Here is a 16,811-nt window from a genome sequence, read left to right as displayed (position 1 = left end):
TTGAATGCACGCATCTTCCTGTTTGATAGTTACACTTCTGCGGCCAGTTCTGCAGCGGAAAAATCAGGAAGCAGGTTTTGTAAAAAATCATTTGCCCAAAAATCAATATCGTAATGTTCCACCTGCTCGTACAGCCGCTGCATTCTTAATTGTTTATCATTGTCGCTTAATAACAATGCCTGCAGCAATCCTTCCTTCAGTGATTGAAGGTCATAAGGATTGGTAAGAATGGCGTAGGTCAGCTCCACTGCAGAGCCGGCAAATTCAGAGAGTACCAATGTACCGCTGGATTGTTCAAGCTGACCTTGTACGGCAATATATTCTTTGGCAACCAGGTTGAGGCCGTCACGCAACGGGGTTATCCATGCGATGTCTGCGACAGCATAGTAGGGGATAATTTCATCAAATGGAAATGAACGCATGATGAACCGTACAGGTATCCAGTCAATACTGGAGTATTTGCCATTAATACGGCCGATAGCATGTTCGAGATCGTGCTGTATCTTATCATATATTTTCATGCCCTGCGCAGGTGGTGTACAAATTAATATCAGTTCCACCTTACCATGGAATTCAGGATAGCTGTTCAGGAATTCTTCATATGCAGCCACCTTCTCCAATGGGCCCTTTACATAATCGAGGCGCTCTACACTTATGATCAGTTTCTTATCCTGTAATTGCTTTTTTATAGCGGCAATATTTTCCTGGATCGTTTTATCCTGCATCATTTGTTTGATGTATTCTACATTGATGCCTACAGGATTCGCCCCCAGGCAAACTTTCCGGTGGTCGGTTGCTATAGCAGTTGTCATTTTGGGCACACCAAGTGCTGTGCTGTAAGTAAGAAATCGTGGCGCACAATTGATGGATTTTAATACCTCAACAGGGTACAGGCTTTTGGCGACATCCACAAAATTTTCAACGTAACGTGGTATATGAAAACCGATATAGTCGCATTGCAGAAGGCTGCCAATGATCTCTCTTCTCCAGGGCAGAATATTGAAGGTGTTGGCAGCAGGGAACGCTGTGTGATGAAAGAAACCGATCTGCACATCCGGACGCAGCTCCCGCAATAAGCCAGGTACCAGCCACAGGTTGTAATCGTGTATCCAAACCATAGCGCCATTGTCTGCCTGCTCCGCCGCTTTTTGCGCAAACAGTCTATTGATCTCCACATAGTGATCCCAGTGGTGATGATTGAATTTTACTTTATCTATAAAAGCAAATATGGTCGGCCAGAATGCTTCCTTGGCAAATGATTTATAAAAGATATCAATTTCTTTTTTTGTAAGCCCGATCCTGGAGGCCATCAGGTTTGGATAATTTTCCTTGTCTATATAAATGTTTCGCAAAAGTTCTCCTCTTTTTTCGACCTCTTCCCATGCAATCCATACGCCGCTTCTGCCGGTATTGAAAAAATTTTGCAAGGTGGGCAAAATGCCATTGGGGCTTTTAGGCGCTGCCCGTTCAATATTGCCATTTACCAATTTCATTTCATAAGGAAACCGGTGGTACATCATTACCAGTTGGGGTGTTTCGCTATTTTCAATCAGTATATTTTCTTTGTTGGTACTTGGCAGAAATGGACGCATGTTTTCGAAGTGTTGCATGCCTTCCAAAATACCGCCTGCTCCTTCCTCGTCGGCGACGTAGACCTCTGCTATATCTTTGGCCGATTGAATGAGTTTTTGTTCGGCATTGCCCACTATAACGCCTTTGTAGCCGCATTCGTACATGGCGAGATCGTTTAAGGTATCGCCGGCTACCAACACATTTTCTCCATCAGCCTTTATATAATCGAGAAGGTTGACAAGTGTCCTTCCTTTGTTTACATCTTTAGGTAAAATATCCAGGTATTTACCAGCGGAAAACAGCAAACTACAATTGATCGCTTCGACCTTTTTTTGAATCTCTTCTATTGCGATGCTCTCGTCATGAAGATAAAAAGAGCAACGCCGTTGCTGGGGAACTTCCTGGTATTGCAGTCCGGGTATGTCTTTCAGGCATTCACGAATCTTGTGCACGCCGGGCCAGTTTTGTTCAATGTCATTTTGCAATGGCTCAATAGCCTCCAGTGTACGACCATTTACAATGGTAGCACCTACGTCACAGATAATAAAATCGGGATTGGGAATAATAGGGTCATTCAGTAATGGAATGACGGATTCCAGTCCCCTGCCGGTTACAAAAATTAACCGGATGGAGGTGTTTTTTCTGATGGTTCGGTAAAGCTGTTGTTTATGCAGGCTTTTGCCACCCAAAAATGTTCCGTCCAGGTCTGTAGCTAATATCATGCGCTATGATTAGGTTATCGTAATTGTTTTTCGATCAGTTTAAATTCATGGAACGCACTTGCATGCTGATGCAGGATACGATACACACTGGTAATGATGGGAAGGTGAAGCTCGCTGTTTTTTGTAAGCACATATAATTCCTCCGATGCGCGGTATCCCTCTGCGACCATTTCCATTGCCTGTAAGGCCTGGGACACTTTGATGCCGCGGCCAATCAGTTTTCCCAATGTACGGTTACGGCTTAGATCAGAATAAGCGGTTACCAGCATGTCACCGAAATAGGCTGAATCAAACACGTCCCTGTATAACAGGTTAACAGAACGTAGAAACCTGTTGACTTCTCTCATGGCATTTGAAACCAGTACGGCAATAAAATTTTCGCCATAGTTTAATCCCGCTGCGATGCCCGTGGCAATGCCAATAATATTTTTTAGTATCGCAACATACTCCACACCTGATGGGTCGTTGTTGACAATACCGTTGATATATTTAACCTGTATACTGTTCTTTAATCTATCCGCGTTGGTCGTATCGGTTCCGGCAATTGTAACATAGGTATTTCGTTTGATGGCAATTTCTTCGGCATGACAAGGGCCGCCTATCACCATTACCGGTTTTACCAGGCCGAATTTTTTTTGAATAAATATGCTGGGAACCATCGCCGTTCCGGGGACAAAGCCTTTAATGGAAACCACTACCTGTTTTTTAACAATCCACGCGGGATCTATGGCTTCTGCGGCCTGGCTTAAATAAGCAGAAGGCAACGCAAAAATGACCATTTCCGATGAATGAATGGCCCTTTCCAGATCAACGGTAGGATTGACAAAATCCAGGTTCAGGTCCACATAAGAAAGATATCGCGTGTTCCTTGCACACTCCTGTATCTGTTCGGCCAACGCCGCATCTCTGACTACCCAGGATATATGGATGCCGCTTTCCGAAAATATTTTTACAAGCGCGGTGGCCCAGCTGCCGCTTCCTATTATCGTAATGTTTCTAAACATAAACTGCAAAGTAGGGCAGCCGCATTAACGGGTTATTAACGTAGCATTAGAATTCAATTAGAAAGAAATAAAATGTGAAAGGGCCGTTCTTCAGGAGTTAAACATGGCAATGGGTAATATAATGGTAAACGTCGTTCCCTGCGTCGAGGTGGTTACTTTAATTTCTCCTTTGTGTAACTTGATAATTTTTGAAGCGAGTGGCAGGCCTAACCCAAAACCTGGTTCTCTGTGATGCTGATCTGCTCTGTAAAACGGTTCAAAAATCAGTTGCAGTTTTTCATGAGGAATACCCGGACCCTTATCGGTGACAGCAATACAAACGGCATTTTGGATAGCGGACAGTTCAAGGAGGACCGCATGATCCGCAGAGTACTTGCAGGCATTGTGAACAATATTTTTAATGGCGCTTGATAACAGATCTTCATTGCCCAAAACCAGTAATTTATCTTCTTCAACAGGCAGGTTATTGAAATTTATCCTGGCCTGATAGCGCTTATCAAGTTTTGTCATTTCATGCGGCATGCGCATCACTATTTCATCTATTCTTATCAACTGCAGCTCTACGCCTCCCGGTCTCCCGGATGCCTGGGCAAATTGCAATAATGTTTGGGTAAGTCTTATTAGTTGATGTACATCTTCAAGAACGGATTGCATCACAGCTCTGTAAGCCGCTGCATCACGGTCTTTTTGCAGTGAGACCTCCAGCTGGCTGAATATGGACGTCAACGGTGTCGATAATTCGTGTGAAGCATTGGCAATAAACCGGCCCTGGGTGTCAAAACTTTCTTCCAACCGGTTTAGCAGTATATTAAGGGTTTGGGCAAGGTAAGTCCATTCGTCTTTACGCTTTTCATATTTAATGCGTTTGGCAAGGCTTTGGGCCGTAATCGCATTAACATCGTCCGCTATTTTGCGAACAGGCGCCAGTAACCTTTGTGAAAAAAAATAACCGACACCCACCGTAATGATGATGCCCGTTAAAAAGCACAACCACAAAACGAAACTAAGTTGCTGGAGGTTTTTTCGCCCTTCAGGGTCGTATGCCGCTGTTATGATGGTAACGGGATTGCCATTGTCTGAAAAATAATAACCTATGCCATCTTTTTTATTAATGGTAAAAAAGTAATTGTTCTTCTTTCTTGTCTCGTCTAATATTTTTTGACTTACAGAAATCGTATCATTTGTTTTATCGGAATAGGAGTAAATCAGCACACCATTGCTGTCATAGGCCTGCATGGTTTTATCGAGCATAGCCACCGTGGTGGAAGCATCGATTTTTTGCAGGAGAGCCTGGTTAAAAATATCTGTTTGACTCAGCAGTCTTGCAGTCGTTACCGCACGATTGGTAAGACGTGTTCTGAAATTCCTTTCCCTGTTTTCGTAAGAAATGTAATAGATTGAAATGCATACAATGCTTAATATCAGGAAAACGATCAACGTAAAGAAAAGGGTAATGCGTAGTTTAACAGGCATCAGTTGTTATTTTCTTTAATAATGTAACCAATTCCTACTTGGGTTTGGATAAGCTTTTCGTCAAATGACTTGTCAATTTTATTGCGTAAGTAACTAATGTAAACATCAATGACGTTGGTATTGCTGTCAAAGTCGGTATCCCATACATTGATAGCAATATCCGCACGGGATACGACCCTGTTTTTATTGCGCAGCATATATTCAAGCAACTGAAATTCTTTCGCAGTCAGGTTGATTTTTATGCCTTCCCGTGTAACCTGCATGGTATCCAGGTTCATGATCAGGTCACGTGCTTTCAATATATTACCTACCGGCAAGTGCTGGTTCAGCACATGTTTTAATAAGGCTCTTATTTTTAAAAGCAGTTCCTTAAATTCAAATGGCTTGATCATGTAGTCATCGGCCCCGGATTCATATCCTTCCACCTTGTCATCCAGCGAACTCATAGATGTCAGCATAATAATCGGGATCTTAAAATTTTCCTGGCGGATAAATTTACAGAGGTCATAACCATTAATGCCGGGCAAATTGATATCGAGAATAATCAGGTCAAATTCATGCGCAGAGAAAATCCTTTTGCCAATATTTCCATCATAGGCCACTTCAACATGGTATCCATGTTCGGTCAATCCGAATTTTAAAGTATCTGCGATTTTTCTTTCATCTTCTATAATCAGAATTCTCCTTTCCTCCATGGGCATTCTTTTGACTTCAAATGTACTTATTGCATTTTAATTGGCTAATGCTCTAATAATATTCTAATCTGAGTCTAACTTTGTTTTAATATCAGCATATTACTTTGCTTAAAAACCGGTTACATGGTAATGGCGTTTAATAAAATATTAGTTCCAGTTGATTTTACTTCGAATACAGACGCCGCTGTAAGCCATGCACTGGCTCTCTCTGACAACTCCCATACAGAAATTCATTTATTACACGTTTTGACTAAAGAAACTAAAAAAGTTTCCTATCCCATCAGTCGGTTTTATACCATGACAGCAGTCACTTTTGGATCACTGGAAAAACTGACCATCAAAAACCTTGAAGACCTGAAGGGGAAAATACAAAACGCTTTGCCAACTATAAAAATAATTGTTCACCTGGTTTTGGAAGGCAACGTGCAGGGTAATATTATACAAAAAGCGCAGGAACTGCAAACCGACCTGATCATCATCGGTAAAAAGCGGGATCATTCATGGTTATCATTTCTCAATACGACCAGCAGTAGTTTTATTGCAGCCGTAACCAACTGCGCGGTTTTGCAGGTGTCCGGCGAAGTTGAGGCCAGGAAAATAGGAGCAGTGGTATTGCCGGTAAGAAGAAAAATGTGTGAGCGGAAAATTAATTTATTACAGACCCTGACGTACAGGCAAAGGCCCACGATACATCTTATTACTGTTGTTAATGATGAGGATAATGGACCTTGCTCCGATGATTTCATAAACACTTTCCGAACATTGTCAGAATGTTTGCATTATCCGATGAACGTTAAGGTAATTCAGCGTAACAATAGTTCAAAAGATATTTTTAAGTATGCCGTCGATATCAATGCGGGTCTTATAATGATTGATCCTTTTGACCAGGTCACAGGTAAATACAATTTTATAAAGTCTGCATGCAATATGCTGTTTGTGGCATCCACTAAATGAAGTTGTAATGACAAGATATTGGTTGATGATATTGTTGAATCGCTGTTCGTTTTTATTTTTAAGTAGTAAGGTTTTTTTATTTTTTGTTTTCCGTAGCAGCCTTGTTTGTATATACAAACAGGGCTTGCTACTTTCTTTTAGCGTATGATAAAAGCTAGGAGCCAAATGGTTGAGCGTCCTTGCAACTGATATCCCCGCCAGTATCTACATGCAGGTAGTCACAGAACTTCTTATAAAATTTGAACCTCCGTACATTGGTTTCATCATCATATCCCATACCACATTTGATGCCACCTGATATGATATTAACAACGGAACCAAAACCGGCAAATCTTCCTTTGGTGATATCTGCCATGGTTGGTTCCCAATTGCCTGTAATCACATCATGGCAGGAAGGCGCCGACCCATGTGGTGTTGTCCACCACCAGATAGCGGATGCAAAAGCTGTCTCCGGATCGGCTATCAATTGATCAGGATCTTGCAGCAGGATGCTGTCCTTGTCAAACCAAATCTCACCAAACTTTTGATAGTCGCTATATCCTCTTAATTGCATCGGGCCTCTACCGTAATAATTAGCGTTCTTTGGTGACGGCAGACCCTTGTTCGTTGTGTCGTATCTGTTTTCGTTGTTGCTCGTATAAGGGCTTGCCAATACGGCCAGTCCCCAGTCCAGGTAATCGGTTTTTTGAGTGATACTGTCATCCTGGCTGCTTTCATAAGCGATGGCAGCAAGAAATGCAGCCAGTTCTTTTTTTTCCGAAATTTCATCGCCTTCTGCCAGGAATTGAGGAAAATGTGTTGCCGCATTCGCAAACGACTCAAAAGAATAAAAGTCGGTTTTTGCAGTATTATTTTTGTTATAGCCATATCGGTGTGGAAACAGTGTATCCCATGCATTCTTACTGATGAACTTGCGAATGTCGATATTACTTTTTGTGTCATTTTTTATATGACTGCCATGTGCATGATGATGGCAACTACAAAAGAACACGTTTAAACCAGCCAACATCCAAAGTAAATAAGTGCTTTTCATTAATATAAGTCTTTATTTGATGGATAAGTGAGCAGCAGGTATAAATATGGCCAGCAACAGGTATCACTAATCTATTTGAAGAAATGAAAATAATGCTGATTCAAATTCTTGTTCAATTGGGATGGTATGCGTTTGAATTTTCGCCACCTTCCCGTCGATTTCTTCAAGAAATTTTACGGAAATGATCACAGTCGGGCTGATGGCCGTAAACTTGTATGGCTTTAACAACGATCTAACCCGGCTTAGTTTTTCAGGAACAATGATCTTGCCCACCATTGAATGGATCGTTATGTATTCATCATTGCCTTCAATGAAGCAAATATCATCAAGGCAGATGGTAAGAATATAGTTTTCGCGTTGCAGAAAAATAAAGTCTTCTTTCCCCGGCGTCAATAATTGCGTAAAATGAGGCTGCTCATAACTCAATTCCTGATCCAATATGAGCATCGTTTTTCTTATTGCTCTTTTCGTTCTTTTTAAAGTGAAGGGTTTGGTGATCTGGTCCACAATATCACTATCAAAACGAGTTAAGGAGGTTGCGGATAAATTACCTGTAAGAATAATCCTGGTTTGTGATGGGAACGCCGGCATGGGAGCGTGCTCCATAAATGAAACAGTTTCCATGTCAACGAAGACCAGGTCCGGTACGAGTTTTTCATCCTTGATTTTAGTGGAAGCGGTCTGCAGATCACGAAATACGCTGATTAATTTTAGCGCTGGAATATGGCTTATTAGTTCCTGGATGGCGTGCAGGAAATAATCATCTTTGTCAATGGCAATACATTTAATCATGGTTACATTGCGACAACTGTCATTTTAATGGTAATACCCTTTTTCTAATTGTTTGAAAAAAGGCTGCAGAAAGCTTAGATGAAACAGCCGCGATAAAAAGTCTACCTTCCGTAGTTGAATTTTTATAAACAGTATCCTCCAAAATAAATTCAAGGGCAAGGTCAGGCCGGTAAATTAGAAACTGGTTAAAATGAGATTAGAATATGGTTAGAGGCGCGCATTGGTAGTACTCCTAATAGGCCTTCTTCCTACTTTTGCGCGCATGAAACAAAGAGTGAAGGCATTGTATGATTTGCCCTTTAATTATTTGCGCAACAAAGTTAACAGGATACAGTATATAATGATTGTCGCAAGTCTTGTTGGGCTTTTTTCCGGATTGGTTGCCGTACTGCTAAAAATATGCGTACATTTTATTGAAGAGAAGGTCAGCGAAATACCATTTTCGAAATTTTCTTACCTCGTTTTCCCCGGTGTTGGATTATTGATCACTGTAGTGATTGTACAAAAATTCTATGGCGGCCATGTTGAAAAGGGCATCGCCATGGTACTGCAAAATATAGCAAGGCGGTCATCCTTTATTCCTATCAAGCATACATACATTCATGTGATAACCAGCTCTGTCACGGTGGGACTGGGCGGTTCTGTTGGTCTGGAGGCACCTATTGTAGCCACGGGTTCTGCTGTAGGATCTAATATGGCACGCATACACGGGCTCAACTACCAGGAACGTACCCTGCTGCTTGCTTGCGGAGCAGCTGCCGGGATATCGGCTGTTTTCAATGCTCCTATTGCGGGCGTCATCTTTTCAATTGAAGTGCTGCTCAGTGAAACGTTGTTGAGTTATTTTATTCCGCTCATCATTTCAGCTGTAATAGGTGCCTTGTGTTCAAAGATTATTCTAAAAGAAGAGGTGCTCTTCAACTTTGTGCTGAAAGAGAATTTCAATTACAACAATATTGTTTTCTATATCCTGCTGGGTGTTTTGTGTGGATTCATTTCTTTATACTATGCGCATGTTTTTAAAAAAGTGGAACATCGCATTCATGATTGGAAACTGAATATCTATTTCAAAGCAATGATAGGTGGCCTGCTGTTACTGGTCATTTACATTTTGTTTCCTACTCTTTTTGGCGAGGGGTACGATAGCGTAAAACTGGTGGCAAACGGCAGTAACCGCATTCTTCGTGATAATACAGGTTTGTTTTCTCTGATCAGGAATGATTGGGCGATCATTATTTTTGTGGGTGCTGTCATGTTGCTTAAGCCCATTGCCGCCGGGGTAACCATTGGTAGCGGAGGCAATGGCGGTAATTTTGCACCTTCTCTTTTCGTAGGGGCCTACCTAGGTTATTTTTTTTCCAAATTACTGAACACAACAAAATGGTTTGACATACCAACAGGCAACTTTAGCCTGGTAGGGATGGCAGGTGTGTTAAGTGGCGTGATGTATTGCCCGTTAACGGCTATATTCCTGATTGCTGAAATAACAAATGGTTACGAACTGATCATTCCATTGATGCTGGTTTCCTCTATTTCTTTCTTTATTGTTAAGCACTTCCAGCCATACTCCATGGAAACAAAGAAACTGGCGATGGAAGGACAGATATTTACACATAAAAAGGAACAAAACATTTTGACTGCTATTCAGTTGGACAATATCGTAAAGAGCAATTATCAAACCATCAGCATAGACAGCTCATTGGGCGACGTCGTGGATTTGGTAAAGCGAAGTGAAAAAAACATTTTCGCAGTGATCGATCAAGAGGAAAAATTCATCGGTGTGCTTGAATTAAATGACGTAAAAAAAGAAATATTTAGTCCTGAATTATTTGACACGATGAGTGTACGGCAACTGGTAAAAAGGCCTGCTGATATTGTTTATTCAGATGAAACGATGTCAAAAGTGATGCAAAAGTTTGATGAAACGCACAGCTGGTATCTGCCCGTACTGAGCAAGGAAGGGACATTCAGAGGATTTATTTCCAAATCGAAAATTTTTGAAAAATACAGGCAAATTATTGCTGATCAGCATGACCTTTATGAGAATTGACAGGCTGTTTGAAAGTCAATAATAATTTTTTGAGGTTACATTATAAGTCAAGTAATTTTGGCCAGCTTTTTTGTTATTTTTTCGATTCTACAATCGAAGGGTTTAGGGGTTATAACGCTGTCTTTCCAGGCAGCGTTTTTTTTTGGGTCCTAAACGCACCTTAAAAACTGAAAAAACCTTGCGGTAAAAGATGTATTAATAAGTAATTGATTTCATGCTGCTCTTTTTGATATTAATATTTAAAGAATGCCCGCAGCTTTTGTAACTTAAGTCACATTGAAATAGGGAGAGAATAGTCGAAGAATTGAAAAACAGGTATAGAATTTCTACAAAAGAAGGCATGAAGCTAATGGGACATATCCGAATCAACGGGAAATCGCTCGAACAAATGGAACGAGAGTATATCATCAATACGCTCCAAAAAATGACATTTGTCTACGTGCAAAAAAGACGCTGGATAATTTTGCAGCTGACGAAGCTCTGCCTTTAAGTTCAATAAATGATAATGGTTTTATGGTACAGGTTGGAGCTTATCCTATAAAGGAGAAACTGGAACCCTGCGCCGCAATGTCACAAATATTTGCTCCATTCAACAAGTTGGTGTTGGTCATCAAACTCCTGCCTCGTCCATGGGATATATCGCTCATCATTTTTACAAGTTGTCAGCTTAAAGTGTTTTCTTGTCAAGTTCTTTTTTTTGTGTTTACCAGGACATTGCCAAGATAAATATTTAGGAATGGAATTGTGGGATAGATCTTAATACCCCAGGCTGTCAGTACGATGCAATACTACAAATTCACGTAATAGTTGCTCTTTGATTTTATCAATGTTTAAATGCGGCACCCATCAGCAATTGTTCCTGTCTTGGAATACCAATCTCAGCGGCAATGATTTGCCATTTAGATACACTTGCAGTTACCTCGGCAATTATCTGGTTCATTTCATTGTCATCAAGATTAAAGTATTCACCCACGCTGCGGGCAAGTGATAGATCGAGGGCATTGCTGTCCATGTCAATATTGAGTGCGAGCCCAGCCTTGTCAATGGAAGGGTTGATATCAAAAGCGGGTGAGAGGCGCCATCCTTGGTCTGTAAATAGGAACCCATGATTGCGCAAATGATCATCGGTATTGGAAATAAGGATATTAAAAACAAGTCGTCTCCATAGTTGATGCAGGTCTTCCTTTATATGATTGGGGGCTCCGTTGTATTGGATGACTTCTGCCATATCAAGGTAAGATGCCGGATTATCTTTTAATTTTTCTTCATTATTGCCGGTCATCGTCATTGCGGAAGCGAAGTGAATGCGGTCAGTCTTTTCGCGGTCAAAACGTTGCGTAAAAAAAGTATGGTATTTGCCGGCAATCTTTTGCAGTTTACAAGGCGCCATTTGGATTCCTGCGTTTACCGCGTGGCGATAAGCCAGGTATTCCCAGGCGGCTTTGTCTGTTTCGTCGTTCTTTGAAGGGAATTTGGCGATCCATGGCTGTCCATGCTCGTCAAGTACATTTGCTTTTGGGCGTGCTCCTCCGAGCGAGGAGCCGGGCGCCATTAGCATGGTCAGCCATTTTTTAACCTTTTCAATGTCGTCGGCCGATTCGACAACAGCCGCTCCGTGCTGCAATTCGCAGATACTTGTCCAGGGAGGGGTAGGATGAGTTAGGTTATTGTCCAGGAAATCACCGTGCGGATCAGTCTTAAAGCGAAGTGCACCCATGCGGCTTTGATCGTGGACGCCGAGCAAAAAGTCGAGTTCATGTAAAGCAGGGGCAGTTTTACCCTGCTCACTTGCCTCCAAGGCAGCTCTGCGCTTCATAAGGGTTCTACCCCAGGTATCAGGCATGGAGTCAAGGAACACACCAAAATTCTGTTTAGTGCCGGGAAACTGTGGTCCACTACCCCATGATAGATCCGGGTCAAGCAGGTGTTGCGCTTTAGAGTCCAACCATTGCTTTTCATAAGTAAAGCTGAAGGATCTTTTTGTTTTAATTTGCTCCAATGTCAATATGCCAACCAATTCCGGCGCCAGCATTCCCTTCCAATGTGCATACACCCATATATCCTTCTTAATACTCACTCTTTGTTTTTATTTATCAGTTTAAGGTCCTGCAATTTCCTGCCAAGCTCGTCATCCGCAGCAAGCTTCAGGAAGTCATCCTGTAACCCAAGAACTCTCATTACATTGAAATAAGCTCCGATAGACACACTGGAACTGCCTTTTTCAATTTGATAAAGTGTACTTCTATCAATACCCGCTCTTTCTGCTACCAGAATAGTAGTAAACCTGCGACGTAATCGGGCTAACCTGATGTTTTCGCCCATTTGTTCAAGCGTTTTCTGAAAGCGCGGGAACAACGTTTGTTTTCTTTTCGCTCTCATATTGTTGTTTATTATCCACAAATTTAGGTATAATGTTGTAAATTAACAACACTTGTTATTCTGGTAAACATTCAGAAGACACTTGGTAATTTGAAAGTGTTGGTTATTAACAACAAAAAGTAGAGTAATGTGGGAAATAAACAACGCCATGCCAAGGCGAACAGGATACGGACCTAATTGTGGCCAAAAGAAATGTATCTCTAAAATTCAGTTTAATAAATAGCTTGTTTGAGGTGTTTGGTTTATCTGAATGATTGGGCCCAAGTGACGTAGATATACGTATTTCAATGTCCATCAACTGCAGTATTTTAAGTCAATGAAGTACGAATTTCCACAAACAGAGGAAAGATCACGACGAGTGGCTTATCTGATCATTGGTTTTATCAATAGGACCTTAACGACAAGAGAACACGATGAACTTGATGACTGGGTAGGCGAAAGTGACGACAACGTAGAGCTTTTTGCGCGACTTACTGACGAGAGAAACCGCGATGAAGCAATGACGTTCATGCGACAATTCCGTAACGATAAGATATATGAAAATAGACAGGGCCGTCAACAGTCGCTGATACGATTAATAAAAAAGGTGTTCGGTCAGCTTTGGCAACGACCATCATCTAGGACGTAAAATGCTAAGGGCACCGTGAAAAGACAAAAATGAACAGTGCGGAAGGTATGTGTTGTGGGATTTATACTACCCACCCATTATGTGTAATAGTTGCTTTTGATTTTACCAATATTGCCTTGAATGTATATCGCACTGTTTGCAAAGATGACTGCTTTTTTTCTTGGTGCTAGACTTTTAACTTACTTTTCAGTGGAGGCACTTTTACACTTTCTCCACTCATCATCAATTCCAAATCCTCTCTCTTATAATACCCCGAAGACGTTTTAAATATCCCAAATTCCTTCAGCTTTTTATTTAACTGTGTATACTCAAGATTGCAATACAATTTTGCTTCCTCCGGTTTTAGGTAAGGTTTGTAACAAATAGATATCCCTTTAATAATGGCTATTTCTTCATGCTTATTCATAAGAGCTGAATTTTGAAATGTTTTTTTTAAGAGCATAGAAATTTTCAAGATTGAAGTGCAATGGAAGCTTGTGCCAGGAACAACAGCTCGAAAATTCATCGTAGAATAGTAATTGGTTTTGTTCTTGTTTAAAACGTATGAATACGGCTGATTCTAAGAATGTCACCATAGTGGGATCACAAAAAGAATTAAATGCAGACGTGGTAGAGGCTGAGCTTTGGACGTTTGTAATTGAAAATAATAATTCCGTAAATTCCTTAGAGGCATTTTCTCTTATACCATAAAATTTGGCAACCCTACCAGCATTTACTTTTGAATGATTGTTTAAATGCCTCAATGCTTCCAAATAACCATCGTATATTTTTTCATGGGAATTACTGCCATGAATGGTTACGAGCTTGAATTTTTTGAAAGCTGACAAAGGCACATAAGGTTTGCGTACAGCCGCCGCGCAGTATAAACCACTCGCAAGTTGCGAAAGAAGTGGTTGCTCTTTTGTGATTGCTCTAATATTGAACTGACTTAATTTACTACAAAGGTTATTCCAATCAATCTGATTTTTATGGAAATCAGAAACGTAGGATTTTATATTGCCGAGGTGATCGAATTGCCAGTCAGTTGAATAGTGGTTTTTAGTCATGCAGTATTGGTCAGCATCAATAGCAGATTTGAAACATTTTGCTTCCCGGGTGCAGATATGATGCACATTAAAAGCAACCCATCTAAATCCTGCTCTCCAAGCCCGTATCGTAAAATCTTTCCAATTCATAAACGAATGCCTTTTACTTTATCAGGAAATAAACTAAACTCCCCAATAAAGGATTAAAAGAAGGGATGTATTGGATATATCCACACATCTTTAGATCGTTGAGACATTTGTAGTACGTATCCCTGCTGCCGATTTTGGATTGCTTCATTACATCCCTTCTAAAAACCGAAATAGGAGCTTTAACATTTTCCCTCTTGTAAAATGTGAGCAGGGAAACATATAAGCTAATATGGATCGGGCCAATGAACGGGTCGTCTTTGGCCTTTTCCATAAATGCATATAATATCTCATCTGCGTACATTGACTATTTGACTTTTGGTCTACTTGCTTTTACAGGTGTATTCTTTTTTACTTCTTTTTGAGATGTCGCCGGTGTATTGGCCTCCTTTGTTTTATTGATGAGCGCCGAAATTTTTTCACCCATTTCTTTTCCGATATAATTTTTCTCGACCAGATTTTCTGTGGGAATTCGTTGCTTTTCCAGGTCATAAACATTAAGTGCGTTCAACGTGATATTGGGCGAGATAAACAACTTTTCTTCTTTGCCGTCTTTGTCCACGAACGTCGCCTTCTGTAAATTCCCCCGCTGCAGAGAATCCATTAGCGAATTTTTATAGGTCTCGTTCGTCAGTTCTTTGATCGGGTATTTGGATAAAACATTTTCCAATTCGAAACCATAGTTTTTGGTGTATTGCTTCATCTCAAAATTGCCGTTCTCCAACTTGTTTTTTAAGTTGAGTTTCACCCATGCTTCGTAGCCCTGGCCTTCATTGTTGATGAGATTTTTGTGTACAGCTCGACCGGAAAGTAAATTGTACGCTTCTTTTAGCGTGTACTTGTTTTCCAGGATAGCCTGGTTGTTTTCTGCATCCGGTTTTCTATTAATGTAAAATGTTTGTTGGATTGAATCGGCTTGTCCTTGTTTTTGTAGCGAAACGTCGAACTTGTTTAAAAAATAATTGTCAGAGTTGGAAGACTTTTTTAAGTGCAATATCGCCGTTACTTTGTCCTCGTCGTAGCTCTTTTCAAATTTGTGTTGGATGAGCGCTTGACCCTGGTTCATCTTCGCAACGAGGTCTTGAGTAAACGCTTCCTGGAAACCGGCCTTATTAAGCTGGGCCTGGTTGAAGGTCATTGTTTTTTCGTCCATAACATGTTGTTTTATTGTTGAATGAAATGTGATGTCAATATTTTCATCGGCTTTTAACTGTTGAACAGCCTCTTTTAAAGTCAATGCATGAGTGATATTGTAACAGTCGAATTCGCTTACGTTATTGAGTGCAAATTCATCTGCTTCATCTTTTGTTTTAAAAGTGTAGACATCTTCTTTAGAAATGTAATAGTTTACGGAGTTATACGCCAACCAGTGTTCATGCTTCTTTAGACCAAGCTCAATTTGTTTTACCCCGTCATCTGTTATAATATGTTCTGGTTCCATAAATTCAGTATAATGTCTTGGTTAGTTAATCTTTAGTAAATGAGCGTTGAGTAGTATGTGCGGCTTAATAAATAAGGTCATATTCCTGCCTCCATTTTGTTCTGTTAGTTGAATGACCAATCGTTGTTTATTTGAAAGGGTAAATGGCTCGCAGGTAATAATTATTTTTTCTGAACCATAACCGGGAACGGTTGTGGGGATCAACTTAAAAATGGGAGTTATGTTCGTTTCCTGCGAAGCTGTTCGTTTGGCCTGGTGTTTATCTTTAACTAGTAAGCGAAGTGTTTTTGGCGTATAAGCAATTTGACTGTTGTTTGTAATGGAAAATGTAAACCACATCAGGCTATCCAATAGATAAATACTTCCTAGATTCAATCGTATTTTTTGATTTCTTGTATGAACACGTAGGAATCGTTTCTGATGAATGATTGTATTGGATGATGTTTGCAAATCATCTTCGTTATAAAGCGACGTTATGGCCGTTTTTTGTTCAATGGCACTGGTATCGTTACTGAATTTGATATTGATGGCTTCGGGTTCGTCTGCATAATCCACCATGAGTGAATACAATCTGCCATCACTAGTGATGACGGTTAAATTGGTTTGTTCAAAACCTGTTTGAGCAGCCTTTAACTGTAATATGTTGTCAACGCCTTTTGCTTTTTGAATAAGTAGGTCGTTATTGCCCCTGTCAACACTTATGATTTTGTAAGGGAAAATGAGATTCGTTGTTTTGTTGACACAAACCGAAATTCTCGCGGAAGGAATGGCAATTACTTTTTGCTGCGCATAGCAAAGGATGCCCACAATTAATAGTAATGTTGAAAGAAATCCCTTTGTAAATATTTGACGAATGGGCTTCATATGTCGATTATTTTTAGATGACTAGAGAGGTG

Annotated in this window: 15 protein-coding genes; 2 read left to right on the top strand and 13 right to left on the bottom strand. The window is 40.5% G+C overall.

Features of this window, described 5'->3' with window-relative positions; translation table 11 throughout:
- Positions 1 to 29: 29 nt before the first annotated feature.
- From ggpS to KTO63_RS16730, 4 genes are all read right to left on the bottom strand, one after another.
- Complete coding sequence (gene ggpS, locus KTO63_RS16745; RefSeq protein ID WP_217792536.1) at positions 30 to 2,294, bottom strand: glucosylglycerol-phosphate synthase; 2,265 nt, start codon at positions 2,292 to 2,294, stop codon at positions 30 to 32.
- Positions 2,295 to 2,308: 14 nt separating this feature from the next.
- A complete protein-coding gene (locus tag KTO63_RS16740) occupies positions 2,309 to 3,298 on the bottom strand; it encodes an NAD(P)H-dependent glycerol-3-phosphate dehydrogenase (RefSeq protein WP_217792535.1) in 990 nt (329 codons plus the stop codon).
- Positions 3,299 to 3,388: 90 nt separating this feature from the next.
- Positions 3,389 to 4,771: a HAMP domain-containing sensor histidine kinase gene (locus KTO63_RS16735; protein WP_217792534.1), complete on the bottom strand. Its 1,383-nt coding sequence runs from the start codon at positions 4,769 to 4,771 to the stop codon at positions 3,389 to 3,391.
- Positions 4,771 to 5,466: a response regulator transcription factor gene (locus KTO63_RS16730; RefSeq protein WP_217792533.1), complete on the bottom strand. Its 696-nt coding sequence runs from the start codon at positions 5,464 to 5,466 to the stop codon at positions 4,771 to 4,773. Before KTO63_RS16730 ends, KTO63_RS16735 begins: the two co-directional genes overlap by 1 nt.
- A gap of 129 nt (positions 5,467 to 5,595) precedes the next feature.
- Here KTO63_RS16730 and KTO63_RS16725 point away from each other — a divergent pair, with 129 nt between their 5' ends.
- Positions 5,596 to 6,420 carry a universal stress protein gene (locus tag KTO63_RS16725; protein WP_217792532.1) on the top strand — a complete coding sequence of 275 codons (825 nt, stop codon included), beginning with the start codon at positions 5,596 to 5,598 and terminating at the stop codon, positions 6,418 to 6,420.
- Positions 6,421 to 6,574: 154 nt separating this feature from the next.
- Here KTO63_RS16725 and KTO63_RS16720 read toward each other — a convergent pair whose 3' ends face one another.
- Both KTO63_RS16720 and KTO63_RS16715 read right to left on the bottom strand, forming a co-directional pair.
- Positions 6,575 to 7,453, bottom strand: coding sequence for a chitinase (locus tag KTO63_RS16720; RefSeq protein ID WP_217792531.1), 879 nt, complete (start codon positions 7,451 to 7,453; stop codon positions 6,575 to 6,577).
- A gap of 66 nt (positions 7,454 to 7,519) precedes the next feature.
- Positions 7,520 to 8,245 (bottom strand): LytR/AlgR family response regulator transcription factor, encoded by a 726-nt coding sequence (locus KTO63_RS16715; RefSeq protein ID WP_217792530.1) that lies wholly within the window; start codon positions 8,243 to 8,245, stop codon positions 7,520 to 7,522.
- A 262-nt stretch (positions 8,246 to 8,507) separates the two neighbouring features.
- On the opposite strand from KTO63_RS16715, the gene KTO63_RS16710 reads away from it, so the two are divergent.
- Positions 8,508 to 10,295: a chloride channel protein gene (locus KTO63_RS16710; protein ID WP_217792529.1), complete on the top strand. Its 1,788-nt coding sequence runs from the start codon at positions 8,508 to 8,510 to the stop codon at positions 10,293 to 10,295.
- Positions 10,296 to 11,118: 823 nt separating this feature from the next.
- Here KTO63_RS16710 and KTO63_RS16705 read toward each other — a convergent pair.
- The 7 genes from KTO63_RS16705 to traN form a co-directional block, all read right to left on the bottom strand.
- Complete coding sequence (locus tag KTO63_RS16705) at positions 11,119 to 12,372, bottom strand: type II toxin-antitoxin system HipA family toxin (protein ID WP_317195779.1); 1,254 nt, start codon at positions 12,370 to 12,372, stop codon at positions 11,119 to 11,121.
- Positions 12,369 to 12,674: a helix-turn-helix domain-containing protein gene (locus KTO63_RS16700; protein ID WP_217792528.1), complete on the bottom strand. Its 306-nt coding sequence runs from the start codon at positions 12,672 to 12,674 to the stop codon at positions 12,369 to 12,371. Before KTO63_RS16700 ends, KTO63_RS16705 begins: the two co-directional genes overlap by 4 nt.
- A 794-nt stretch (positions 12,675 to 13,468) precedes the next feature.
- A complete protein-coding gene (locus KTO63_RS16695) occupies positions 13,469 to 13,708 on the bottom strand; it encodes a hypothetical protein (protein WP_217792527.1) in 240 nt (79 codons plus the stop codon).
- Complete coding sequence (locus KTO63_RS16690) at positions 13,701 to 14,477, bottom strand: hypothetical protein (protein ID WP_217792526.1); 777 nt, start codon at positions 14,475 to 14,477, stop codon at positions 13,701 to 13,703. Before KTO63_RS16690 ends, KTO63_RS16695 begins: the two co-directional genes overlap by 8 nt.
- 13 nt (positions 14,478 to 14,490) lie before the next feature.
- Complete coding sequence (locus KTO63_RS16685; protein ID WP_217792525.1) at positions 14,491 to 14,778, bottom strand: hypothetical protein; 288 nt, start codon at positions 14,776 to 14,778, stop codon at positions 14,491 to 14,493.
- 3 nt (positions 14,779 to 14,781) lie between these two features.
- On the bottom strand, positions 14,782 to 15,915 hold the full coding sequence (locus KTO63_RS16680) for a hypothetical protein (RefSeq protein ID WP_217792524.1): 1,134 nt from the start codon (positions 15,913 to 15,915) through the stop codon (positions 14,782 to 14,784).
- Between the two features lie 21 nt (positions 15,916 to 15,936).
- Positions 15,937 to 16,779 (bottom strand): conjugative transposon protein TraN, encoded by an 843-nt coding sequence (gene traN / locus KTO63_RS16675; protein ID WP_217792523.1) that lies wholly within the window; start codon positions 16,777 to 16,779, stop codon positions 15,937 to 15,939.
- Between the last annotated feature and the right edge of the window lie 32 nt (positions 16,780 to 16,811).

Origin of the sequence: Pinibacter aurantiacus (genome assembly GCF_019130065.1) — a bacterium.
GTDB classification, from domain to species: Bacteria; Bacteroidota; Bacteroidia; order Chitinophagales; family Chitinophagaceae; genus Pinibacter; species Pinibacter aurantiacus.
The sequence above is the reverse complement of the archived record's forward strand: the minus strand, read 5'-3'. Positions and strand labels throughout refer to the sequence as shown.